Origin of the sequence: Bifidobacterium felsineum (assembly GCF_002802915.1) — a bacterium.
Taxonomy (GTDB): Bacteria; Actinomycetota; Actinomycetes; order Actinomycetales; family Bifidobacteriaceae; genus Bifidobacterium; species Bifidobacterium felsineum.
This window is the reverse complement of the sequence record NZ_PEBJ01000001.1, coordinates 748,103-770,849: the sequence shown is the minus strand read 5'-3', so window position 1 is coordinate 770,849 and position 22,747 is coordinate 748,103. Positions and strand designations below refer to the sequence as shown.

Genomic DNA, 22,747 nt, shown 5'->3' with positions numbered 1-22,747 from the left:
GTCTAACCTTCCGTGGTGATGGCCAGAGCCTTCAGCAGATCAATGGCGTGTTCCGCCGCATCAAGCTTGGTTTGGCAATCCTGTTTGGTGAATCGTAATGGATTGGAGGTGTCCAAGGAAAACAGGTTTGCGGATGAGGCGGCAGCATGGCTGGCGTTACCGTAGAATTCGGCGGAGTTACCCTCTGATACAGTTTGCAAATCGCGTGCAGTCAGTTTAGACCAGCTGACCGCGGCGACTTCACTGCCGAACTTGCTGACCAACCTGCCTCTCAACCATGCGCGGGTATGTTCAGGAGGCTCCGTTGCCGCCTGTGCAACGTCCTCCGCACGCACCACACGCTCAGTGCGAGATTCCAATTTGGCGAACACGCTGGTTTTTGGGTCCAACGCCGCCCATGCAAGATCAATGACCTTGAGCTTAGGGCTGTTCCAGCCAAACGATGTGTTTGCGGCATCCTCTGCCTCTGATGCAGCAGCAATCTTGCGTCGCATTTTCTCCAATAACTGCCATTTGAACAGCCATTCCACACGGCTGGCTTCATTGCTCAACGCCAATCGCGCATCATCATTGTCGGCATGACGGATGGCGGCAACGTCGGCGAGCGCCTGCCCCCACATCGCCATGACCGAGGTGGTGGACTTATCAGGCCAAGCTGGCTCGCCCGTGGTATCCGTGCCGTCGACCAGCGCCGCCACCTGATAAACAGCCTGACGCAGTTTCAGCTGAATCAACCAAGCGTTGGTTTCCCCACCGTGCTCCAGCTCGAGCGGAGCGGCAAGCGTCAAATCATGCGAGACCGCGTGCATGACTTCCACCGGGTCGGCTAATTCCAGCTCATCGAGGAATGCATCGATATCAAAATCCGCTTCCTCGGCATGCTCTAACAGCCATAACAGCATGCTGGTGGTACCGAGTTTCAAGACCTGTGGCACTTGCATGCGATTGGCGTCACCTACGATCACATGGAGGCGACGGAATTCATCGGTGGAATGGGATTCATCACGCGTGTTGATGATGGGGCGTTCGAACGTGGTCTGCAAGCCAACCTTGGAATGAATGTAGTCGGCGCGCTGGCTCAATTGGAAACCGGCCGTTTCACTGTGTTCGCCAATCCCCACGCGCCCTGAGCCGGCGTAAATCTGGCGGGTAACGAAGTGCAAGGTCATAAGCCGAGCTACCTGGCTGAATGGCACGCTGCGCAGCATCATATAGTTTTCATGCGTGCCCCAGCTTGAGCCTTTGCCGTCCACATTGTTGCGGTGCAATGCAATCGGGGTCCCGGTGGCTTCGGAAGCGCGCTCAGTGGCGGCTTGCATGATGAGGTCGCCGGCATGGTCGTAGCGTACGGCTTCGAACGGGTCTGTGGTTTCCGGAGCCGAGTATTCGGGGTGAGCATGATCCACATAGACTCGTCCACCGTTGGGAACAATCACATTGGTGATGTTGAGCTGCGGGGAATCCGTCAACATATCCGGTCGGGCGGCGGCACGTTCCAGTCGAGTGCCACGCGCATCGTTGACTGGATCCTCCTGCCGGTAATCCCAGCGAATCGACTTGCTGTGCTGGTCCGCGGCCCCATTGACCACATCAAAGGAAAGCTGCACCGGGTTGTAATGTCCGGAGCCTTTGAGCGAGACCGCATATTCAGTCTCCGTACCCATCACTCGTTGAACGGTCATGTCTCTGTCACCTCTGACTGTAGTCGGACTGCATAATCGGGCGAATGCGTCGCACGGGATCCATGCCGTTGATGCGGGACCATTGCTCGGGATCCACATCCGCCATAGAGTCCCGGGTCTCCTGGAATTCGTCTTCCACGGCCGCGGCCAGCAACGGTATGGTCAACGCCACGTCCTCCCCGGATTCAATCGATTGTTTGACGGCACGCGTTTTAGCTCGGTCCACAATGTTCTTCAGCATTGCGCCGGAGACCACATCGGCCAGGAACAACGCGGACCACTGGCCGGATTCACCTTGCACATCGCAAATATGACGACGCTCAGAGGTTTCGTAGATGTCTCGCACCAGCACTGCGGAAAGCGCATGAGCATCCACACCGGATTCCAACGGCAGGTCGTCGGTCAAGTAATGGCTGACGATAGCCATGGCCTGGTCCCTGCGAGGCCTGCCGATGCGAATTTTCACATCAAGACGCCCCGGACGCAGCACCGCCGGATCAATCATGTCCACACGGTTGGATGCACCAATCACCATCACATTATCCAGCGATTCCACACCGTCGAGCTCGGAAAGGAACTGCGGCACAATGGTGGTCTCCACATCCGAGGAAACGCCGGAACCGCGGGTACGCAGCAGTGAGTCCATCTCATCGATGAACACCACCACTGGCCGGCCTTCGGCGGCACGTTCGCGGGCGCGCTGGAAAATCAGCCGAATCAACCGCTCGGATTCGCCCACGTACTTGTTGAGCAGTTCCGGACCCTTGACGGACAGAAATACGCCTTTGACCATGCGTTCGGAATCATCCACCGTACCGTCGCCATCGGCATCATAGCCGCCTTCGCACAACGCATTGGCCACGGCTTTGGCGATCATCGTTTTACCGTTGCCAGGCGGACCATAGAGCAGCACGCCCTTTGGCGGCTTCAGGTCGTAGCGTTGGAACAATGCGCGATGTTGGAACGGCAGCTGCACAGCGTCGCGAATGCGGCTGATTTCAGCGTCAAGGCCACCGATATCCGCGAAACTGACATCCGGGGTCTCTTCGAGCACGAGATCCTTGTCCTCCTCAACCGGCAACACTTCCAAGGCCAAGCGCACGGACGGGTCAACGATCACACGGTCGCCTTGGCTAATCGTGATATGCGCCAAAGCACCTGCTCGGCGAATCAACGTAGGGTTGCCGGATGCATCGGCGACGATCAGACGACCGTCATCCAACGTTTCTTTCACCGCACGAACCTGGCCGACAGTGTCACTATCCCGCTGTTCCACCAATACGAGCTTCTCATTGAGCATCACCGTGGCTCCAGCGGTCAGGCGGGCAGCATTGACGTTCGCCGCCACCGGCACCACCATGCGACGAGTACCGGAAATCACTTCCGCCGAGGCATGCTGGACACCGTCCGCGTCGATGTGCGAGGAATCCACCTTGACCATCGTGGCGAAGGTCAGCGGAGGCTGCGCCAACTGAGCCAACTGCGATTTGGCTTTAGTCAGTTCCTTGCCTGCGCGAGACAATGCCTCGGCGAGCGCATGATTACGCGCCATCAACCGATCATTCAATGCGGCAAGATCTTCTGCTTCGCTCATTCGACTTCCTTGACTGCACGAGCAAATGCTTCGTACGGCTTGGCTTATTGCTGTTTTCGACTACGTACCACAGTACGCACTTTGCGCGCAACGAACCAAACGATGACCACAATCACCGCTGCGATAACCACATCTTCAAACACGCCAAGTGCGCCTTGGATGGAGCACCACTGGTCGCCAAGCAGGTAGCCGGCGGAGACGAGAACCGTGTTCCAGATGACGGAACCGAGCAACGTCCATCCGGTGAATTGCAGGAAATTCATACGATTGAAGCCGGCTGGAATCGAAATCAGCGAGCGCACCACGGGAATCACACGGCCGATCAGCACCGACCAAGTGCCGTATTTGGTGAACCAGTCGTTCGCTTTACCCACATCCTTGCGGCTCACTCCCGGAATCATGTCCGCGGCGCGGTTGATGCGATGCAGGCCAACCCAGCGGGAAATGCCGTACAAGGCCCATGCGCCGAGCACGGATCCGATGGTCGCCCAGATGATAGCGCCGGGCAAGCTCAGAGTTCCGCGCGCAGCCGTGAAGCCGGCGAGTGGCAGAATCACTTCGGAAGGAATAGGAGGGAATACAGATTCGAGGGCTATGGCAAGCGCCACGCCAACACCGCCGATGGTTTCCATTACGGTGATGAGCCATTCGGTGATGGCACCAATCAACCCGCCATCGGATGCAGTACAGATAGGGGTAGGCTCTGCCGCGAGAGCGACGACAAGCTCGGGGGAAAAACTCATAGCGGGTATTGTCCCAAGGTTTTTCGACAATCTAAGGCATGACGCAAGAAGATGTGCACTTTGTTGACAAGTCCGATGAGACCGAGGTTGGGGAAGTCTCTGTGGATTTCGCAGCCCCGACATTGAGCAAGCCGGGGCTGCTGGTGATGGATGTGGATTCCACGCTGATCGATGAAGAGGTCATCGATGAGTTGGGTGAGGCAGCCGGCAAGGGCGAGGAAATCTCCGAAGTGACTGAGCGGGCCATGCGCGGCGAGTTGGAATTCTGCGATGCGCTGCGTGCCCGTGTTGCATTGCTGAAAGGTCTGCCTGTCTCGGTATTCGATACCGTGCACGACAAGCTGCATTTCACCAATGGCGCTTTGGAGCTGATTGACACCCTGCATGCGCATGGATGGAAGGTCGGCGTGGTGTCGGGCGGATTCCATGAGGTGGTGGACCGTCTTGCCGCGGAAGGCAACATCGACTTCTGGATCGCGAATCGTCTTGAGGTCGAGGACAGCAAGCTGACCGGTCAGGTGCTCGGTGAGATCGTCTGCAAGACGGTGAAATTGCATGCGTTGCGCGCTTGGGCGGAGCGTCTTGGCGTACCGATGAGCCAGACGGTGGCCGTGGGCGACGGCGCGAATGATATTCCTATGATTCAGGCCGCAGGCCTTGGTCTTGCGTTCTGCGCAAAACCGAAGACGCAGCTTGCCGCCGATGAGGCCATTAATACTCGCGACTTGCGTTTGGTGCTGGATTACCTGAGGTAAAAATTTTCCCTCCTCAAAATCCACGCTTATAGTGGTGCCATGACTTTTGAGGGTGCGGAACAGTTGGCGTTTGCGGGGCTTGCTCCACGCAAACGGCGTAAACGCGCGCCCGCGGAGCATACGCCAGCCGAGCATAATCCCATAGCCCAAGTGGTGTTGGAGGTACAGGCCCTGCATTTGGGGCAGACGTTCGACTATCTCGTTGATGAGAAAGACAGCGATGCGGCGCAGCCCGGCGTACTGGTCCGTGTTCGGTTCGGCGGGCAGCGGGTCAATGGCGTGATTTGGAATCGTGCTGCCACCAGTGCCACGCCGCGCTCTTCGCTGCGGTATCTGGAGCGTGTGGTGAGTTCTGACATCTTGGTGCCGGAATCCATGCGCGAGGATATTTCGTTGATTGCTGAAGCATACGGTGGCACGCGCGCGAATATCCTTCGTTTTGCGGTTCCCCCGCGCGTGGCCAAAGTCGAGGCCGAACAACGATTGGCGGCATCGTTAACACGTCGGCTCGCCCCTCAGGCTCTCAAAGGCGCTGAACAAGGATACCAACGCATAAGCGCCAATTACGGTGACGCCCATGTGCTGCAGGAATCGCTTACCGGCAATCGTTTCCAGGCGTTCGTGTTTGACCTGATGCCCGGCGCGCAGGAGTGGCAGAAGGATATGGCCTGGATGGTGGCCACGGCGCTGACGGCAGGTAAATGCGCTGTGGTGGAGTTGCCGACCATGCGCGAGGTCAACGATTTGCTACCAGTATTACGCAACTACGGGCTGACGCCTTTTGCTCCGGCCGCAAACGGCGGTTGGGTAGGTGATGTGGCTGTACTCAATGCCGAAGCGATGCCCGCCGCTGACCGGTACCGTACTTATCTGGCGGTGGCGCTGGGGCAGGTGAAAGTGGTGATCGGCACGCGCGCCGTCGCGTATGCGCCAGTTGAGGGACCTGCGTTGTTTGCGATTCTTGAGGATGCCGCCTACCAGAATATGGATGGCATGATGCCCTACCCGCAGGCTCGTGGTGTGATGCGACTTCGCGCCAAAGCTCATGGTGGTGTATTCGTGGCCATGGCCAATGCGCGCACCCCGCAAAGCCATTGGGAAAATGCCGGGCCGGACACGGTGGAGACACCGGTGAGTGGTTTCTCGACGGCGATTCATCCGTTGTCTTCCCCGTTGAAGGATGCAACACCGTGGGTGCGCTGGCTGAATCGTGAGGAATTGTCTCGACTTGCTGACCCCACTATCGGGGCACGTGTGCCACATACCGCTGTGCGCGTGCTGAGTAAAGCGTTGGAAAACGGCCCTGTGCTGCTCTCCATTCCGCAAGACAGTATGAGTGAGACTTTGAGCTGTGCACATTGCCATCGGCAGGCCCGTTGCCCGAAATGTGCCGGACCATTGCAAGTGCCGTCCGACTGTGCGGATAATACGCCGCGCTGCCGATGGTGCGGGGCTCCAGCTTTGCATTGGGCATGTCCTGCCTGCAAGCATGAACGGATGCGTGTGGTGCGTGTGGGTGCGGCTGGAACCGCCCAGGAACTCGCCGGCCTGTTCCGCGGTGTGCCGGTGGTGGTGTCCAGCAAGGCGCGAGGCTTGGTGGCGGATGTGCCGGCCAAGCCGATGATTGTTATCGCCACACCAGGATTCGAGCCGCGCGTGCATCCGGTGGAAGCTTCTCAAGGGGCGGCAGGCCGTGAATACCGTGCCGTGGCGATTCTTGACGCGTGGACAAGCCTGTATGCGTTGGGTGTGGATGCCCGTTTGGATACGCTGACCGCATGGATGCGCGCGATCTCGCTATGCGCACCAAGGTCGCGCAAGGGCCAGGCATTGATTCTGGGAGAAACGGATCCTGCGATAGCGCAATCTCTGATGGTATGGGATTCACGCATTCTCGCCGCCAAAGACATGGAGGAACGCGTGGAAACCGGCATGCCTCCTGCTGTGGCAGCGGCTTGCGTATGGGGCCGCCGAGATGCTGTGATGACACTGATGCAACGCATCGGCGCGCTCGGCGGCGACTGGGCTGTATGCGGCGAACTGCCCGGCATGTTGGGGCCGGTTCCAATACCTCAACCGGAAACCGTGGACGCCCGCGAACTGGAAGCCACAGCCGATCGTGTGAAAGCGGTAGTGCGTGTACCACAAACCGAACGCGCTGAACTCGCTGAACGGCTGCAGCGGGAAACAGCCCGCCATGTGGCGGCCCGCGAACCGGGCGAATTGCGATTCCGGGTCGATCCAAAGGATTTGATTTAAACGGTGGCGCAACAGTCGCCTACACATGGAACCATAGAACCTGATACATATCCACTACTACAGAAAGAGGCTGCAATGAAGGGTTGGCCAGGAGAACCGGATATGGAATACGACGTGCTGGTGGCAGACGGCGAAGCCGCCGCCAACGCCGGCAAACCAATCACTGACGTAATCTTCGATTTCGGCAATGTGCTGATTTACTGGGATCCTGCTGCTGTGCTCATTCCCCGTTACAGCCAGAAGACCATCGACGAATTCCTGGATAATGACATTTCCGGCTTCTACGACGTCAATGATCTGATGGATGGTGGCATGGACACCGATGAAGCCATCGCCATCATGCGCAAGGATAAAGGCGATAAGTGGGCGGATATACTCCAGTACTATATCGACAACTTCCGCGATTCCCTGACCGGTATTGTGCCGGGCGCACGCGTGCTGGTCAATGACTTAAAGGCCGCCGGCATTGGCGTATGGGGCCTGAGCAACTGGGAGGCCAGCCTGTTCCATGTGGCCGAGGAGCAGTGCGATATCCTGCAGCAGCTCGACGGCAAGCTGGTTTCCGGCTTTGTGAAGCTACGCAAGCCGCACAAGGAGATCTATGAGGCCGCACTGAAGGAATTCGGCATCAAGGCCGAAGGCGCGGTGTTCATCGACGACAAGGCCATGAATATCGTAGGCTCCAATGCCGTGGGCATTCGTGGCATGCGCTTCCAGGATCCAGTGAAGCTTCGTCAACTGCTTATCGCCAACGGTGTCAACATCCCCAACGTTCAATAAACCATAAGGAGATTTATGCTGAAACTGGTGTTCGCAGGTACCCCTGATGTGGCAGTGCCTTCCCTGAAGGCGTTCGCCGCCGACCCGCGTTTTGACGTGGTGGGTGTCATCACCCGACCGGATGCGCCTACCGGCCGCGGCCGCAAACTGATGCCCAGCCCGGTGAAGGCGGCGGCATTGGAGCTGGGGCTACCAATCATCGACACCAAGCCACGCTCCCCCGAGTTTCTGGATGCGCTCAACGCACTCGGCGCGGATATCGCCGCCGTGATTGCCTATGGCAATATTCTGCCGAAAAATGTGCTTGATGCGGTGCCGATGGGCTGGTACAACCTGCACTTCTCCAATCTGCCGAAGTGGCGCGGCGCTGCCCCGGCACAACGTGCCATCTGGGCAGGAGACGCCGCCACCGGTGCCGATGTGTTCAAAGTGGGCGAAGGCCTGGATGACGGTCCTATCGTGGCTTCAATGACCATGCAGCTTACCGGCCGTGAGACTTCCGGCGAGCTGCTTGAGCGTTTGGCGGAGGAAGGCGCACCCATGTATGTGGATGCGCTGGCCGCCGTGGGCGATGGCACGGCCACGTTCACACCGCAGCCGGCTGAAGGCCTGGAATACGCGCACAAGATCACCGTTGAGGATGCGCGTATCAACTGGGCTGATTCGGCTGAGGCCATTGACCGTCAGATCCGTGCCTGTACCCCGCACCCCGGCGCATGGACCAAGCTATATGCGGAAGGCCTGCCAGAAGATGCAGACACTGAGTCCGCTGCAGCTTCCGCCCAGCCACTCACGCTACATGTGCTTGCAGCTCAGCCGGCGGGCACGACCAATCCGAATACTCCCACCGACTTGCAGCCCGGCGAAATCAAAACCGGCAAGAAGAACGTCTGGGTCGGCACCGGCACCACTGCGCTGGAACTCACCCAAGTCAAAGCGCAAGGCAAGAAAGCCATGCGTGCCGCCGACTGGGCCCGCGGTGCCCGCCTCAGCAATTCCGCCTGTGTGAAGTAGCAGCTTCACCATATCGCTGTGCAGTCAGAGCGGTTGCACATTTCACGCCGCTCTGGCTGTACATTTTACACCGCCTGAACCTTAGGGCTGTTCTAAGAACCCATAATGCTCGAACCACGCACACACGGACATGCACAATTAATCCATCAACTAGCCGAATAACACTGGAATGTGGATAACTCGACAAGCTCGAACCACATAAGTCGATTCAAGTAGACAAGCATTACCCAGCCGCTTTACGGTTTTAGTCACAGGAAAAACGACAACGAGGTCAGAAATCAACGAAGACAGCAGTTAAGAGGCAAATATGCTACACTGCGAAAGTAAAAGAAAAGTATCGTTTGAGATTTATATCAACAACGACGGATCCAGTCCTTTCGAGGATTGGTACAAAAGTTTACCCGCAAAGGATGCACATAAACTTGATGCGCTCATCGACCGTATCGAGTATTACGGCATTCCCACAGCATTGCGAATGCAATGGGTCAAGAAACTGGATAACGATATATGGGAGATACGATCACAGCAATCGAATAATATTCAACGCGTCTGTTACTTCCACTTCGACGGAATCCAATACATCATTACGCACGGTTTTACTAAGAAAACGCAGAAAACACCCAGAATTGAAATCGAACGAGCACACCGCATTAAAAATCAATATGAACGGGAGGAGCACTGATTATGCCTACCATGAGTTTCGAACAACATCTCGCAAAGGTCAAGGACAACCCTATCGCGCGCGAGGAAATCGAAGAGGAGAGCCGTCGACTTGATGCAGCCGTAGTGCTTATGCGGGCACGTGAAGAAGCAGGACTCTCCCAAGAACAGCTTGCATCGCTCTCGCATATTTCCCGCAGCACTATTAACCGAATCGAGAAAGCTCGAATCAGCCCGTCCATCCGGACCCTTGACGCACTTGCCCAGGCTATGGGCAAACGCGCATCCGTCATCATCTCTTGATTGGTATTGCTTAGGCTCCTACTTCATTAGACATATCAACATCCTTACCTACCGATTTGTCTAATTCCGTACTGCAATAATGGTGTGCTCAACGGATGCAAAGTACCGTTTTGCAACAATCAGATTCATCAATCATTATTGATGCTTGTCATGCAAAATCTATAGCACTATCTTTTTCCATTTTCTGATTTTTGTTCTAAAGGTCCCAAATGGTGCAACAGTATTCACATGTATGAACTTATAGACTTCCCACACTGCTGTTTTAGTTGCTTCATCAGCCCATTTCCTCATGTGTGGAGTAAATAATTCCTCTTCACTCATCGAACCAATCAATGCATATAAAGAATTAACGTTTTCTTCTAATTGAGCTTTTAAAACATCGAGTGATAGATGAGCGTACTCATCATTAAACCATTGGTATAACTCACCAAGTTGATTCCATTTAAAATCATCTGATGGAGTATGTACCGGAAGTCCGTTTCTTTCGTCCTCTTCCCACTTAAGGACCAATGTCGTCCATCCAACTTGATAAGCGAGGTTCTCAGCAGGAGTCCTATCAACGCTATCGGCCCTCTTATCTTTTAAGGATTCTGGTATATTATCAAATTCCGAAATATATTTTTCAAATGACTTTTTTATTTCAGCTTTCAGCTCCTCTTTATTTGCATATTTTTTCATACAATTAGTCCCTATAAAAATCTATTTATCATATCTAATGTTCAAAAGCACAGACATATAGTAAGGGGTTCGGCGCCTCCATCAAATCGGAAGCACCGAACCCCTTAATTACGCCGAATGAGCTATCAGGCGAGGCCGGAAAGCTTGTTGATCAGCTCAGGATCTCGCGTAGCACCCTTGTCGGCGGAGCGGGCGAAGGCGGCGTAGGCCTTCAGCGCCTGAGAGACCTTGCGGTCGCGGTGAGCCACGTAGCCGTCGCCGGCTTCGAGCTCGGCGCGGCGCTCGGCCAGCTGCTCGTCGGTCAGTTCGACGTTCACCGAACGGTTCTCGATATCGATGTTGATGATGTCGCCGTTCTTGATGAGTGCGATCGGGCCCTTGTTGGCAGCCTCAGGAGCGATATGACCGATGGCCAAACCGGAGGAACCGCCGGAGTAACGGCCGTCGGTGAGCATGGCCACCTGCTTGCCGATGCCCTTGCCCTTGACGAAGGAGGTCGGGTACAGCATTTCCTGCATGCCCGGGCCACCCTTCGGGCCTTCGTAACGAATCACCAGAGCCATGCCAGGCTTCAAGGTGTCGTCCAGAATCACCTTGATGGCCTGCTCCTGGGATTCAACCACCAGAGCCGGTCCACGGAACTTCCAGATCTCCTGCGGCACGCCTGCGGTCTTCACCACGCAGCCGTCGGGAGCCAGGTTGCCACGCAGCACGGCGAGGCCGCCCTCGTGAATCTCCGGGTGGTTAATGTCGTGGATGGCGCCGTGCTCACGGTCGGTGTCGAGCGTGTCGAACAGCGTGGTGTGCGTCCACGGCTCCGGGGAGATGATGTGACCAGGAGCGGCCTTGTACATATGCTTGGCTTCCTCGGTGCAGGTCGGGCGCATGATATCCCAATCGTTGAGCTTGTCCTCAAGGGTCGGGTAGTCGATGGAGTGCACATTGCGGTGCAGCTTGCCGGCGCGGTCGAGTTCGCCCAGAATGCCGGTGATGCCGCCTGCGCGGTGCACGTCGGAAATCTCCCACTTGCCAGATGGCGAAGCCTTGCAGATGCAGGGCACGGTGTGGGAAATGCGCTCAATATCATCCAGCGTGAAGTCCACGTCTGCGGACTGGGCCATGGCCAGGATGTGCAACACGGTATTGGTGGAACCACCCATGGCCACATCCATGGTCATGGCGTTCTCGAAGGCTTCCTTGGTGGCGATGGAGCGCGGCAGCACGGAATCGTCGGAATCGCGGTAGTACTGGTTGGCGATCTTGACCACCTGTTCGGCGGCACGCTTGAACAGGTCCTTACGGTAGGAGTGGGAGGCCAGGATCGTGCCGTTGCCCGGCAGTGCCAGGCCGATGGCCTCGGTCAGGCAGTTCATTGAGTTGGCGGTGAACATGCCGGCGCAGGAACCACAGGTCGGGCAGACGGTCTTCTCGTAGTTGAGGAGGTCCTCTTCGGAGACGTTGTCATCTGCGGAGGCGTACATCACGGAGATAAGGTCAGTGTTCTTCTTGACGGTGCCGTCGGCCAGCACGGTGGTACCGGCTTCCATCGGGCCGCCGGAGACGAACACTGTCGGGATGTTGAGTCGCAGTGCGGCCATCAGCATGCCCGGAACCACCTTGTCGCAGTTCGGGATGCAAATCAGAGCGTCGGCGCAGTGGGCGTTGCACTGGTATTCAACGGTGTCGGCGATGATATCGCGGGAAGGCAGGGAGTAGAGCATACCGGTGTGGCCCATGGCGATGCCGTCATCCACGGCCATCGTGTTGAACTCGCGGGGAATGCCGCCAGCTTCCTTGATGGCTTCGGAGACGAGACGGCCCACCTTGTTCAGGTGGACATGGCCAGGCAGGAACTCGTCGAAGGAGTTCGCGATGGCGATGATGGGCTTCTTGCCCATGTCGTCGCCGCTGACGCCAGCGGCACGATACAGGGCGCGCGCGCCTGCGAAGACGCGGCCGGACATGAGTTTTGCAGATCGCATTTCAGTCATAGTCCCATTCAAGCCCTTGCATGGGACACGGCTCTTGTCAAGAGTCGAATATTGGAATTTTCAAAAACGTAACCTTTTTCACACCCTGCCACGGCAGTTTCTTCTGTGAAAACTGGTAGGTAACGGCGGATTACAGCAGCAACCATAAGTCCCGGCGCAAGGCTACACTTGCTTCGGTTGAGATAGATTTTCCAACGTTTGGAGACACATACTTATGGCAGAAGATACCGAGGTTAAGGGTAACGAGGCGTTCGGCACTGACCCGCACCCCACCGGTCTTGCAAATCCGCCGATTGACGACCTGATGAAGCACGCCGACTCCAAGTACGCGCTGGCCATTTTCGCCGCCAAGCGTGCCCGTCAGATCAACTCCTACTTCACCCAACTCAACGAGGGTCTGCTGCAGAACGTCGGCCCGCTGGTGGAATACCAGAACAACGAGAAGCCGTTGTCCATCGCATTCCGCGAGATCGACGAAGGCCTGCTCGAGGAGACCTTGGGCGAGGACGACGTCAACGAAGGCAACTGATAGACCCTCGCTCCCCGATTGAAACTATTGATGTAAGGTAAGTCACTCGCAGTTTTTCTACTGACACACTTGCTTTAGCACCATCGATAGGCTATAAATCGAACAAGAGCAAACATGCACAGGGCTCGTGCCACCGCGCTGGTTGGCACGAGCCCTTTTGTTATGTCCGCCCTGCTGTATCAACAATTAAAAAACCGTATCATTGTGCCTCGCTCGCTTGCGCGGGGCGATAAGTCCTAGTGAAAGGGATGATATGACTGAAGAGAAGCGGCTTATTTCCGCAGAATCCGTGACCGAAGGCCACCCCGACAAGGTTTGCGATCAAATCTCCGACGCCATTCTTGACGACCTTCTCGCCCAAGACCCCACGAGCCATGTTGCCGTGGAGACCTCTGCCGCAACCGGCGTATTCCTGGTGTTCGGCGAAGTCACTTCCGAGGGTTACTGCGACGTTCAATCCAAAGTCCGCGAAACACTACGTAACATCGGTTACACTTCCTCCGAAGTCGGCCTTGATGCCGATTCCTGCGGCGTGATCGTCGCCATCACCGGTCAAAGCGCTGAGATCAATCAGGGTGTTTCCCGTCTTACCGCCGCCCAGGAAACCGCTGCTAGCCGCGAGGAGCGCTATGAGGCTCAGGGTGCCGGCGATCAGGGCGTGATGTTCGGCTACGCCACCGATGAAACCCCAGTGCTGATGCCTCTGCCGATTTATCTGGCTCATCGCCTCGCTTTCCGCCTGACCGAAGTGCGCAAGTCCGGTGAAGTACCGCATCTACGTCCGGACGGCAAGACCCAGGTCACTGTGGAATACGATGAGAACGATAAGCCTGTACGTCTTGACACCGTGCTGATTTCCACGCAGCATGATCCTGAAGCCACCCACGAATGGCTTGAGGCTCAGCTCAAGGAACATGTCATTGACCCAGTGCTGAAGGAAGTACTTGGCGACAAGGTGCCATACGAAGGCTACCGCCAGCTGGTCAACCCTACCGGTTCCTTCATTCTCGGCGGCCCGGCCGCAGACGCCGGCCTAACCGGCCGCAAGATCATCGTCGACACTTATGGTGGTGCCGCCCACCATGGCGGCGGCGCGTTCTCCGGCAAGGATCCCTCCAAGGTGGATCGTTCCGCTGCATACGCCACCCGCTGGGTTGCGAAGAACATCGTCGCCGCAGGCTTGGCACACAAGGCTGAAGTGCAGGTTGCCTACGCCATCGGCGTGGCCGACCCGGTGTCCATCAACGTGGAGACCTTCGGTACCGAGCAGGGCGTGACTCGCGGCCAGATCGCCGCGGCCGTGCGCAAGGTGTTTGATCTGCGTCCAGCTGCCATCATCGACGAGCTCGATCTGAAGCGTCCAATCTATTTGAAGACCGCCGCCTACGGCCACTTCGGCCGTACCGATGTCGAGTTCCCATGGGAGCAGATCAATAAGGTCGAAGAGCTCAAGGCCGCCATTGCCGCGGAACGCTGAGTAATCACGGACCTTTTACAGGATTAAGAAAACCCGTCTTCGCCATGGCGGGTTTTCTTATACCAATCAAGCAATCACTTGCATTATCAGCCTGCGGATTCTTTTGCCAATAATCCTCCCAGGTACCGTGCCACCGCATGCGCTGCGGAAGGGGCCACGGCTTCGACTGCGGAATTGTAGTTCGTATTGGTGTTGATGTCGTAGACCACGGTACGTCCGTCTGCGGTTTCGAAAAATTCGATGCCTGCGATGTCAATGTGCTGGGCCGCAAGAAATGCTTCCAGCTGTTGCACCAATGGCGTATTGCGTGTGATGTCGATGCGAGGAGTGAAGGCCGGCACACCGCTTGCAACCTCGGGTTCGCATGCCGCGGGGGCCAACGTCTGCCGCTGCAGGGTCAGCGTGGTTGCGGCCGAAGGCAAGCGACGTACCGCTTGTGGCACAGGAGCCGCCGGCGCCTCACATGCAGCCGGCGCGAATCCCTGCGTTTGGCCGGTCTGTGCTCCATGAACATGGTCGTCATCGTCGATCGCACAAGCATCTGCCGGGCATAATGTGAACTTGCCACCGGAAGTATCGACGCGCACCGCATAATGCAGCTTGCCGCCGATGAATTCCAGACGTGTGATGAACGGCTGAGCGGTGACGACATATTCCTGCAACAAGGTCACGCCGTCAATGGGATCCCGCCATTCGTCGCTGACCACGAACCTCTCGAATTCCTCGAATGATTCGAATTTGCGCACGCCAAGACCCTTGCCGCCCTGATTGTGTTTGGTAATGAATGGCGTGGCGAATGCCCGGGCCCGTTCCAGCAGATCGTTGCGGCCGAACACCGCTACCGTGTGCGGCACGTCGAACCCCGCACGCTTCAACGCCACATATTGAGCCACTTTGCTGACTTCCAACTCCAGCACGTTCAACGAATTCACCACTGTGCGCCCATAACTTTCCAGCCAAGCGTAGAGCGCTCTTGCGTACTCCTTGGCGTGTGGGTGGTCTCGCGATGGCGAGGATGCGGAAAGTCTGGACCAGAACACGCCTTGCGGCGGCTCTTGGAACAGGTCAATCGAGCCGGTGGAGATATCCCATTCCTGAAACGGCACATGCTCGTCTTCAAAGGCTTTGGCCAGCGGTGGAATCCATTCAGGATTCTCATGGACGATATATACCTTGGGTGCGGTTGCGGTCGAATCACTCATAATGGTTGATCGTTGTCCTTATCGTAAGTCGTGGGTCACTGAAACGAATCGTTGCGTGCGTTGTCGACAATGTGCGGGAATCATATCGTGATGTTCTGCACCTCAGACCAGCTGTGGGCCTAGCGGACCGCCAACGCGGTATTGCGCACCTCGATGGTTATCGGGCACACGATCGCCTCGTCCGAATAATTTATTGCGCAATGTGCCTTCCCGATAGGAGCGCGGGTATACGCCACGCTCCTGCAATATTGGCACCACATATCGGATAATGTCTTCCCATGTTCCTGGATTGATTACATAGGCCAGATTGAACCCGTCCACATCCGTATGGGCTTGCAGTTGCTGCAGATAATCGGCCACTTCCGTACCGGAGCCTACATACACCGGCCCCAATCCACCGATTTTCGTACGTTCGGCAATATCGCGAATCGTCCATGCACTGCCATCCTCGCCGGTGGCAGCTGCCAAGGATGCCGCAGTGGACTGGATCGCATTGGATTGAATCTCACCTAGCGGAGCATCCAAGTCGTATTGCGACAGGTCCACTCCAGCCCATCCGGAGTTCAGCACCAGCGCACCTTCCGCCGACGCATAGTGCAGATAATCCTGGTATTTCGCTTCGGCCTTGTCGTGAGTGGCATCAGTGATCACGGTAAGCAATGCGTAAATGCGCGCATCGTATCGGCTTCTTCCCGCGTCTTCCAAAGCCTTGCGGATGCGTGCAACCGTCTCCTTCAGCTGCCATTCGGTGGGGCTGGCCACGAATATCGCCTCGGCATTTTCCGCTGCGAACCTTGTGCCTCGCGGGCTTGCGCCTGCTTGGAAAATCACCGGGGTGCGCTGTGGCGAAGGCTCGCTCACATGGATGCCCGGAACCCGGTAGTACTTACCGTGATGATTGATGGGATGAACTTTTGCGGGGTCCGCGAATATATCGTGTTTGCGGTCCTCGATGACCGCGTCGTCCTGCCAGGAGCCTTCCCACAGCTTGTACAGCACTTCAAGGTATTCGTCGGCGCGATCGTACCGTTCATCATGCTTCAGCTGATCGGTATCACCGAAGTTACGCGCGGCACTTGGCAGATATCCGGTCACCACATTCCAGCCAACCCGGCCTTTCGTCAAATGATCCAAGGTGGACATACGGCGGGCGAATGGATACGGGTGCTCATATGCCGTTCCTGCGGTGATGCCGAAGCCCAGGTGCTTGGTGACCGCGGCCATCGCGCTGGTTAACAGAATCGGATCGTTCAGCGGAACCTGGCTGGCAGTGCGTATGGCGGCGTCCGCGTTGCCGCCATAGATGTCATATACGCCCAGTACATCGGCGATGAACAATGCATCGAAGTAGCCGGATTCCAACAGTTTCGCCTTGTTCACCCAGTGACCCAGGTCCTTGTATTGGCGTGAATGGTCCTGTGGGTGCCGCCATAAGCCGGACGTTTGATGACCGATGCAGTTCATGTCGAAGGCGTTGAACCGTATTTCACGTTGCCCGCCAGCGTTCAGCAGAGGGCCTGCCGGTACTGTACCGACGCCACCACCGGCGACGGATATGGTGACATTGGACGCATGTGTTCCGTGTGATGCAGTGGCGCTCATGATGATCCCCTTCCGTGCCACGTATCGCATGTCGGCAAGCTTCACTCACCGTCTCCTCGTTTCCCATCCCCTTCGGGAACAAGGATTGCGCTCCATTATGCAGGGTTTTCCATCGGAACAGTGCCGGAATCGTGACTGGGTCATATAACAAAAATGGATATACAGCTATCAATCTCAGGTGCTGCCGCAATCAGGTCTGCCATTGATGAAACAAATGAGATGTAGGTCACAAAAATGGCGAAATTTCGCCAATTTTCGCCTATCACGCCAGCATCGACGCGCAACGGCTCCTGTTATGCGAGTCATGCGAACACCTTGATAACAGCCCATAGATTTTACGCATGGGAACACTCCGCATTCGCTCTTGCCAAACCGGGAAGTCATCGGATAGACAGAGGGGCATGACTATTTCATTCGGATATTGGACGCCGGTCTTCGGGGGATGGCTGCGCAACGTCGAGGACGAGCACACACCCGCGGATTTCGAGCATCTCAAAACCATCGCACAGTATGCGGAACAGCACGGCTTCGACCTGACCCTGGTTCCGGAACTCAACCTCAACGACATCAAAGGCGACAGCGAACCAAGTCTTGACGCCTGGACCGTATCCGCCGGGCTTGCGGCGACCACCGAACGCCTGACCATTCTCGCCGCGTTGCGCCCGGTGTACAAACTGCCGACGATTGTGGCCAAGGAAGCGGTGACCTTGGCCAATATCAGCCATGGACGATTCGCCATCAACATCGTCTCCGGTTGGTGGCAGGAGGAAGCGCGTCAATACGGCGGCACGTTCCCGGAGCATGATGACCGGTATGCGCGCACGCTGGAGTTCGTGAAGGTACTCAAGGGGCTATGGTCGGGCCCCTCCCCCTTCACGTTCCACGGCGACTACTACGACTACGAGAACACGTGGGCCGAGCCCAAGCCGGAACCACGTATCCCGTTGTATTCCGGCGGTGAGAGCGAGATCGGCCGCAATACCATCGCCCAGTTCGCCGATGTGTATGTGACCCACGGCGGCACTGTGGAGGAATTACGCGATAAGATCGCCGATCTCAACCAGCGCCGCCGCGACAAGGGCCGTGGTGATTTCGAAGGATTCGGCATGGCCGGCTACATCATCGTGCGCGACACCGAGGAGGAGGCGCAGCAGGAGCTTGACCGTATCACCTCCGTGAAACCCGGATCGAAGGCCTACGATAACTTCCAGCAGTTCGTCAGTAACTCTCATTTGAACGTCGACATCGATTTGCGCGACTATTCAGTGTCCAATAGAGGACTCAGGCCGGGATTCGTCGGCACGCCCGAATATGTTGCCGATCGCATCATTGCATACGAGCGTGCCGGCGTGAACCTGCTGCTGCTTCAGTTCTCACCACAGCTTGAGGAAATGCAGCGGTTCAGCGAGCAGGTCATCCCGTTGGTGCGTCAGAAAGAAGCCGAACTCGGATTGCAATAAGCACTGCGAATCAAGGCTGCCTACTTGCTGACGACCTCACGGCCCTGCACCCAGACGGTACGAATGTTCTCAGGCACGGCGAGGTTCAGGATCTTTTGGAAGATATCCGAAGCCGGCTCATTCGACTCGAAAATCGGCAGACGCGCGCTTGGGAATGTAGTATCCACCACTTGGGCATCCCAAGCGTAGCCTGCCTCCAAGCGGCCAATCGGCAGTCCCAAGGATTCACCGCCGCCGGCGGTGGCCAGGTAGAACGCATTGTTCAGCGTCAGCGCACTATCCATCACACCCCTCTCCCCCGCAGCCATATCACGGTTCACGCCGGTTTCCAGCATGCGTGAGGAGGTCACTGCCTGGCGAATCGCTCCGTAAAGATCCGGGTTGTAGCCACCGGAAATATCACTGCCCATTGCCACATGCATGCCGGCAGCCAGATAGCGGCGAATCGGCGCCACGGCGCCGGCGAAGAACGCGTTGGACAGCGGGCAGTGCACGGCAATCGCACCGGTTTGCGCAAATACGCGCATATCCTCTTCACTGGGGTACACGCTGTGCGCCAGAATGCTCCGAGAGGTGAACAATCCGAATTCACACAGCATATGCGTGTCGCTATGGCCATACCGCTCGTAAGCGTATCCATGCTCCCAATCGCTTTCGCTGCAATGGGTTTGAATATAGGCGTAAGTCTTGTACTTTTCCGCCAGTTCGCCGAGTCCGCGCAACGCCTCGTCGGTGCAGCTTGGGATGAAGCGCGGGGTGATCACCGGGTACACGCCCTGCACACTGTGCCGGTTCAGTTCAGCGACGTCGTTGATGAATCGTTCGGTCTCCTCGATGGCGCTTTGTGCGGAGGCATCACGGTAGTAATCCGGATTGGCCGCAGGATCGTCCATGACCACTTTGCCCACCAACGCGCGCTGGCCAAGACGATTGGCTTCTTGAGCCAGCACAAAGGAACCTTTGCGATGCACAGTCGCGTAATAGGCCGCCGTGGTGGTACCAGTGGAGAGCATACGGCCCACCAAATCCCCATATACTTTGTGCGCAAATGTTTCGTCGGCGAATTTGGATTCAGTGGGGAATGTGTACTTGCCGAGCCAGACTTCCAGCGGCTCGTCCAATCCGGTACCGTCTTGAGCCCATTGCGGGGCATGCACATGCAAATCGATGAATCCTGGAAGCAGATATGAGCCTTCGGCAATGGCGCGGTAGTTGCCGCTCTCCCGTGCCTGCGTCTTTTCGGTGTCATAGCGCTCATCGTCTGGCTCGAGCACTGATTGAATCACACCATGCTCATCAATCAGGAATAGCGAATGATCGAAATAATGCACTTCATCATGGGTGCGTGAGGTGAAACCTGAACCTTCAATAGCCAAGGTAATCGTCATTGATAATTTCCTTTATCTTGTTGTCAATAGTGAAAAAGGCTCGCATACCAGACAGTATGCGAGCCATGCATCAGTTGAATATTCAGTTCTGGCTGTAGATCTTCTTACGGAAGATGAGGAACACGATCAAGCCGAGCAGCATCACACCGCCGCCGATCAGCAGCAGGTTGGCGTAACCCGCGGCAGCACCAGTAGCACCGGTGATGCTGGAACCGGCCAGCGACTGCGAGCCCATCAGACCACCGATGACGGTGATGCCGATGGATGCGGTGACGTTCATGACCAGATCGTTCATGCCCACGCCACGGCCGGATTCGCTCTGCGGCAACGTGTCAATCACCGTGGAGACCACCGGGGAGTAGAGCAGGCCGACGCCGCAGTAGAACAGGCATGCGGTGAGCGTCAGCACCAGGAAGCCGGCATTGACGGCGAGGGCGGCGGCCACGAAGCCTGCGATCATCAGGCAGGCTGCGGTGATCAGTGCCGGCTGACGGCCGATCTTACCGATGATCCAACCAGAGGAGGTGCCGACCACGGCGGCGCAAACGAAGGCCCACACGATGTAAGTGGAGACCTGGGCAGTGGTCATGCCGTAGACGGAGGTGCCGATGGCGTTGAACAGCGGCGAGATGCAGTAGTTGGTGAAGTAGAACACCAGAATCAGACTGATAGCAGCCAGCCAACGGGTGTTCTTGAAGAAGTCCGGAGTAATGAACGGGCGGGCAGCCTTGTGAATGTACACGGCGAAGATAGCGAACAAAGCCACAGCCACGGCAAGCATCCACCATGCCATGTAGGAGAAGAACAGGGTGAGGAACGCGCTGGCCAGACCGAAGATGGTGAAACCGATCCAATCAACGTGCTCGTTGCCACCCTGACGGCCCGGCAGGTTCTTGAGCAGGGTCGGCAGGAAGAAGATGGTCACCACCGGAATGAGGAACAGGTACTGCCATGCGATGGAGCTCAGCACGCCGGCCGCGAACACGCCGATGGATGCAGACAGCTGATAGGCGGCGGTGTACAAGCCGAAGAAGATGACCTTCAGCGATGGCTTCAGGTACTTGGCGGCGATGACCAGGAACACGGAACCGGCCACCTGCTCACCAGCGGTCTGCAGTACGCGGGCGATGATTACGGTCCAGATGTTCGCGGTGAAGAAGAAGTTCGCCACGAAACCGAACAGGGAACCGACCAACAGGGTCACGAGACCGGCGACAACCAGTCTCTTCAGGGAAACGAAATCGCCGAGCGAGCCGTAGATGAAGCAGACGATACCGAGCACCAGTGATGGGAATGCGGTGATCAGCGAAGCCTGGGCGGGAGCGCCTACATCTTCACCAACCTGGGTGAACACCAGGTTGAAGCCCTGCAGGCACAGGGTGCCGAGGATGAAGGTGATCAGCAGCAGGATCAAGGCCTTGATGGCCATCTTGTTGCTGGTTTCCGGATCGGACCAGGGATCGGCAACCGCGGTGGTAGTGGTTTGTGTCATTATTTGTTCTTCCTTCTTCTTTCTCTCTTTTGCGGGAAGTCTCAAACGTGCCACTTAGGCGTTCTTGGCGAGCGTGGTGATGCGGGTCATGAATTCGTCAAGGAAGCGCGGCACGTCGACGTCGATGGCGGCCTGCATGGTTTTGACCGGATCGTTCATGCGCGTGTTGTCGCCGATGGTGCGACCTCGGGTTGGACCTTCGACATCCACCTTCATGTTGATGGGCAGCGTGGTGACCAATGTGGGGTCGACGGCCACGCCGACGGCGAGCGGATCGTGCAGGCCGCAGCCACCGAGGTGTGGCGATGTGGTCTCATAGGCCTTGATATAGAAGTCGGTCATGTCGGCAAGGAAGTTACCGGCCTTGGTGCCAAGGTCACGCCAGGTCTGGGTTTCCTTGTAGGTCAGCAGGGTCTGCAGCGTGACGTCAAGGCCGACCATCGTGGCCGGAGCGCCGGAACGGAACAGTTCGTTCGCGGCTTCCGGATCCTGGGAGATGTTGGCTTCCTCCCAGCCGTTCACATTGCCGCATACGGTCAACGCGCCGCCCATGAGTACGATCTTGCCGATTTCATCCTTGATTTCGGGCGCCTTCTTCAAGGCAGCAGCAATGTTGGTCATTGGGCCGGTGGGCACGTAGATCAAATCCTTGCCGTAGGTCTTGACCGCATCGATGATGAAATCCACCGCGGATTCGGCTTCCGGTTCACGGTCCGAATCCGGGATATCCACATCGCCGATGCCGTTCTTACCGTGAATGAACGCGGAAATGTCAAGTACTTCGAAGGAATCAGTGGTGCTGGAATGTGGCAAACCTTTGTACACCTTGACCTCCGGGTGACCAAGCAGGTCAGTGATAGCCAGAGAGTTACGCACACCCTGTTCGAGCAATACGTTGCCATAGGTGCCGGTGATGCCGATGAGTTCGACTTCCGGACTGCCGAGCGCATAGGAAATGGCAAGGGCGTCGTCCACACCGGTGTCAAGATCCAGAATGAGTTTCTTTGTCATGGGAGTGCCTTTCCCTGTGTTGCCATCAATAGTCGATTGGCTATTGATTTACCTCGTTAATATTAACGGGAATGTGGCAAACCTCGTGAGCATGGGCGTGGCACAATCATGTAACTTGATCAACGAA

At 56.8% G+C, this 22,747-nt stretch carries 19 protein-coding genes and 1 riboswitch; of the genes, 9 read left to right on the top strand and 10 right to left on the bottom strand.

Going from position 1 to position 22,747, the window contains the following annotated elements; translation table 11 throughout:
• Window positions 1–2: 2 nt before the first annotated feature.
• Genes dop through CSQ86_RS03140 form a run of 3 tightly spaced genes read right to left on the bottom strand, consistent with a single transcriptional unit; the run spans window position 3 to window position 4,019 of the window.
• Window positions 3–1,682, bottom strand: coding sequence for a depupylase/deamidase Dop (dop, locus tag CSQ86_RS03150; RefSeq protein WP_100493613.1), 1,680 nt, complete (start codon window positions 1,680–1,682; stop codon window positions 3–5).
• A gap of 7 nt (window positions 1,683–1,689) precedes the next feature.
• Window positions 1,690–3,276, bottom strand: a complete 1,587-nt coding sequence (gene arc, locus CSQ86_RS03145; protein ID WP_100493612.1) for a proteasome ATPase — start codon at window positions 3,274–3,276, stop codon at window positions 1,690–1,692.
• Between the two features lie 44 nt (window positions 3,277–3,320).
• Window positions 3,321–4,019, bottom strand: a complete 699-nt coding sequence (locus tag CSQ86_RS03140; RefSeq protein ID WP_100493611.1) for a DedA family protein — start codon at window positions 4,017–4,019, stop codon at window positions 3,321–3,323.
• A gap of 38 nt (window positions 4,020–4,057) precedes the next feature.
• Between CSQ86_RS03140 and serB the strand changes: the two genes are divergently transcribed.
• The 6 genes from serB (at window position 4,058) to CSQ86_RS03110 (ending at window position 9,790) form a co-directional block, all read left to right on the top strand.
• On the top strand, window positions 4,058–4,774 hold the full coding sequence (serB, locus tag CSQ86_RS03135; protein WP_100493610.1) for a phosphoserine phosphatase SerB: 717 nt from the start codon (window positions 4,058–4,060) through the stop codon (window positions 4,772–4,774).
• Between the two features lie 39 nt (window positions 4,775–4,813).
• Window positions 4,814–7,033 carry a primosomal protein N' gene (locus CSQ86_RS03130; RefSeq protein WP_100493609.1) on the top strand — a complete coding sequence of 740 codons (2,220 nt, stop codon included), beginning with the start codon at window positions 4,814–4,816 and terminating at the stop codon, window positions 7,031–7,033.
• Between the two features lie 75 nt (window positions 7,034–7,108).
• Window positions 7,109–7,813 carry an HAD family hydrolase gene (locus CSQ86_RS03125; RefSeq protein WP_100493608.1) on the top strand — a complete coding sequence of 235 codons (705 nt, stop codon included), beginning with the start codon at window positions 7,109–7,111 and terminating at the stop codon, window positions 7,811–7,813.
• Between the two features lie 15 nt (window positions 7,814–7,828).
• Window positions 7,829–8,827, top strand: a complete 999-nt coding sequence (gene fmt / locus CSQ86_RS03120) for a methionyl-tRNA formyltransferase (RefSeq protein WP_100493607.1) — start codon at window positions 7,829–7,831, stop codon at window positions 8,825–8,827.
• Between the two features lie 307 nt (window positions 8,828–9,134).
• A complete protein-coding gene (locus tag CSQ86_RS10075) occupies window positions 9,135–9,509 on the top strand; it encodes a type II toxin-antitoxin system RelE/ParE family toxin (protein ID WP_100493606.1) in 375 nt (124 codons plus the stop codon).
• A gap of 11 nt (window positions 9,510–9,520) precedes the next feature.
• Window positions 9,521–9,790: a helix-turn-helix transcriptional regulator gene (locus tag CSQ86_RS03110; RefSeq protein ID WP_100493768.1), complete on the top strand. Its 270-nt coding sequence runs from the start codon at window positions 9,521–9,523 to the stop codon at window positions 9,788–9,790.
• A gap of 159 nt (window positions 9,791–9,949) precedes the next feature.
• Here CSQ86_RS03110 and CSQ86_RS03105 read toward each other — a convergent pair whose 3' ends face one another.
• The gene (locus CSQ86_RS03105) at window positions 9,950–10,468 is read right to left on the bottom strand and encodes a ClbS/DfsB family four-helix bundle protein (protein WP_100493605.1); all 519 of its coding nucleotides are present in this window, start codon (window positions 10,466–10,468) and stop codon (window positions 9,950–9,952) included.
• A 125-nt stretch (window positions 10,469–10,593) separates the two neighbouring features.
• The gene (gene ilvD / locus CSQ86_RS03100) at window positions 10,594–12,459 is read right to left on the bottom strand and encodes a dihydroxy-acid dehydratase (RefSeq protein ID WP_100493604.1); all 1,866 of its coding nucleotides are present in this window, start codon (window positions 12,457–12,459) and stop codon (window positions 10,594–10,596) included.
• Between the two features lie 214 nt (window positions 12,460–12,673).
• Here ilvD and rpoZ point away from each other — a divergent pair, with 214 nt between their 5' ends.
• Both rpoZ and metK read left to right on the top strand, forming a co-directional pair.
• Window positions 12,674–12,988, top strand: a complete 315-nt coding sequence (rpoZ, locus tag CSQ86_RS03095; protein ID WP_033890206.1) for a DNA-directed RNA polymerase subunit omega — start codon at window positions 12,674–12,676, stop codon at window positions 12,986–12,988.
• Window positions 12,989–13,183: 195 nt separating this feature from the next.
• Window positions 13,184–13,246, top strand: a riboswitch (SAM riboswitch).
• Window positions 13,242–14,465, top strand: coding sequence for a methionine adenosyltransferase (gene metK, locus CSQ86_RS03090; RefSeq protein ID WP_100493603.1), 1,224 nt, complete (start codon window positions 13,242–13,244; stop codon window positions 14,463–14,465). (Overlaps the previous riboswitch by 5 nt.)
• An 86-nt stretch (window positions 14,466–14,551) precedes the next feature.
• Here metK and CSQ86_RS03085 read toward each other — a convergent pair whose 3' ends face one another.
• Together CSQ86_RS03085 and CSQ86_RS03080 are read right to left on the bottom strand one after the other, a co-directional pair.
• Window positions 14,552–15,667 (bottom strand): ATP-grasp domain-containing protein, encoded by a 1,116-nt coding sequence (locus CSQ86_RS03085; RefSeq protein WP_100493602.1) that lies wholly within the window; start codon window positions 15,665–15,667, stop codon window positions 14,552–14,554.
• A 102-nt stretch (window positions 15,668–15,769) separates the two neighbouring features.
• Window positions 15,770–17,269, bottom strand: coding sequence for an LLM class flavin-dependent oxidoreductase (locus tag CSQ86_RS03080; protein ID WP_100493767.1), 1,500 nt, complete (start codon window positions 17,267–17,269; stop codon window positions 15,770–15,772).
• Between the two features lie 401 nt (window positions 17,270–17,670).
• Here CSQ86_RS03080 and CSQ86_RS03075 point away from each other — a divergent pair, with 401 nt between their 5' ends.
• The gene (locus CSQ86_RS03075) at window positions 17,671–18,729 is read left to right on the top strand and encodes an LLM class flavin-dependent oxidoreductase (protein WP_207761542.1); all 1,059 of its coding nucleotides are present in this window, start codon (window positions 17,671–17,673) and stop codon (window positions 18,727–18,729) included.
• Between the two features lie 20 nt (window positions 18,730–18,749).
• Here the strand turns inward: CSQ86_RS03075 and guaD are convergent, their stop codons facing one another.
• The 3 genes from guaD to CSQ86_RS03060 all read right to left on the bottom strand — a co-directional run bounded on the left by guaD (window position 18,750) and on the right by CSQ86_RS03060 (window position 22,620).
• The gene (guaD, locus tag CSQ86_RS03070) at window positions 18,750–20,117 is read right to left on the bottom strand and encodes a guanine deaminase (RefSeq protein ID WP_100493601.1); all 1,368 of its coding nucleotides are present in this window, start codon (window positions 20,115–20,117) and stop codon (window positions 18,750–18,752) included.
• 82 nt (window positions 20,118–20,199) lie between these two features.
• Window positions 20,200–21,609, bottom strand: a complete 1,410-nt coding sequence (locus tag CSQ86_RS03065; RefSeq protein WP_100493600.1) for an MFS transporter — start codon at window positions 21,607–21,609, stop codon at window positions 20,200–20,202.
• A 54-nt stretch (window positions 21,610–21,663) separates the two neighbouring features.
• Window positions 21,664–22,620 carry a nucleoside hydrolase gene (locus CSQ86_RS03060; protein WP_100493599.1) on the bottom strand — a complete coding sequence of 319 codons (957 nt, stop codon included), beginning with the start codon at window positions 22,618–22,620 and terminating at the stop codon, window positions 21,664–21,666.
• Window positions 22,621–22,747: the final 127 nt, after the last annotated feature.

Bases quoted from the DNA above. Each gene is read 5' to 3' on its own strand.
- dop (WP_100493613.1), bottom strand. From the start codon at position 1,682: ATGACCGTTCAACGAGTGATGGGTACGGAGACTGAATATGCGGTCTCG.
- arc (WP_100493612.1), bottom strand. From the start codon at position 3,276: ATGAGCGAAGCAGAAGATCTTGCCGCATTGAATGATCGGTTGATGGCG.
- CSQ86_RS03140 (WP_100493611.1), bottom strand. From the start codon at position 4,019: ATGAGTTTTTCCCCCGAGCTTGTCGTCGCTCTCGCGGCAGAGCCTACC.
- serB (WP_100493610.1), top strand. From the start codon at position 4,058: ATGACGCAAGAAGATGTGCACTTTGTTGACAAGTCCGATGAGACCGAG.
- CSQ86_RS03130 (WP_100493609.1), top strand. From the start codon at position 4,814: ATGACTTTTGAGGGTGCGGAACAGTTGGCGTTTGCGGGGCTTGCTCCA.
- CSQ86_RS03125 (WP_100493608.1), top strand. From the start codon at position 7,109: ATGAAGGGTTGGCCAGGAGAACCGGATATGGAATACGACGTGCTGGTG.
- fmt (WP_100493607.1), top strand. From the start codon at position 7,829: ATGCTGAAACTGGTGTTCGCAGGTACCCCTGATGTGGCAGTGCCTTCC.
- CSQ86_RS10075 (WP_100493606.1), top strand. From the start codon at position 9,135: ATGCTACACTGCGAAAGTAAAAGAAAAGTATCGTTTGAGATTTATATC.
- CSQ86_RS03110 (WP_100493768.1), top strand. From the start codon at position 9,521: ATGAGTTTCGAACAACATCTCGCAAAGGTCAAGGACAACCCTATCGCG.
- CSQ86_RS03105 (WP_100493605.1), bottom strand. From the start codon at position 10,468: ATGAAAAAATATGCAAATAAAGAGGAGCTGAAAGCTGAAATAAAAAAG.
- ilvD (WP_100493604.1), bottom strand. From the start codon at position 12,459: ATGACTGAAATGCGATCTGCAAAACTCATGTCCGGCCGCGTCTTCGCA.
- rpoZ (WP_033890206.1), top strand. From the start codon at position 12,674: ATGGCAGAAGATACCGAGGTTAAGGGTAACGAGGCGTTCGGCACTGAC.
- metK (WP_100493603.1), top strand. From the start codon at position 13,242: ATGACTGAAGAGAAGCGGCTTATTTCCGCAGAATCCGTGACCGAAGGC.
- CSQ86_RS03085 (WP_100493602.1), bottom strand. From the start codon at position 15,667: ATGAGTGATTCGACCGCAACCGCACCCAAGGTATATATCGTCCATGAG.
- CSQ86_RS03080 (WP_100493767.1), bottom strand. From the start codon at position 17,269: ATGAGCGCCACTGCATCACACGGAACACATGCGTCCAATGTCACCATA.
- CSQ86_RS03075 (WP_207761542.1), top strand. From the start codon at position 17,671: ATGACTATTTCATTCGGATATTGGACGCCGGTCTTCGGGGGATGGCTG.
- guaD (WP_100493601.1), bottom strand. From the start codon at position 20,117: ATGACGATTACCTTGGCTATTGAAGGTTCAGGTTTCACCTCACGCACC.
- CSQ86_RS03065 (WP_100493600.1), bottom strand. From the start codon at position 21,609: ATGACACAAACCACTACCACCGCGGTTGCCGATCCCTGGTCCGATCCG.
- CSQ86_RS03060 (WP_100493599.1), bottom strand. From the start codon at position 22,620: ATGACAAAGAAACTCATTCTGGATCTTGACACCGGTGTGGACGACGCC.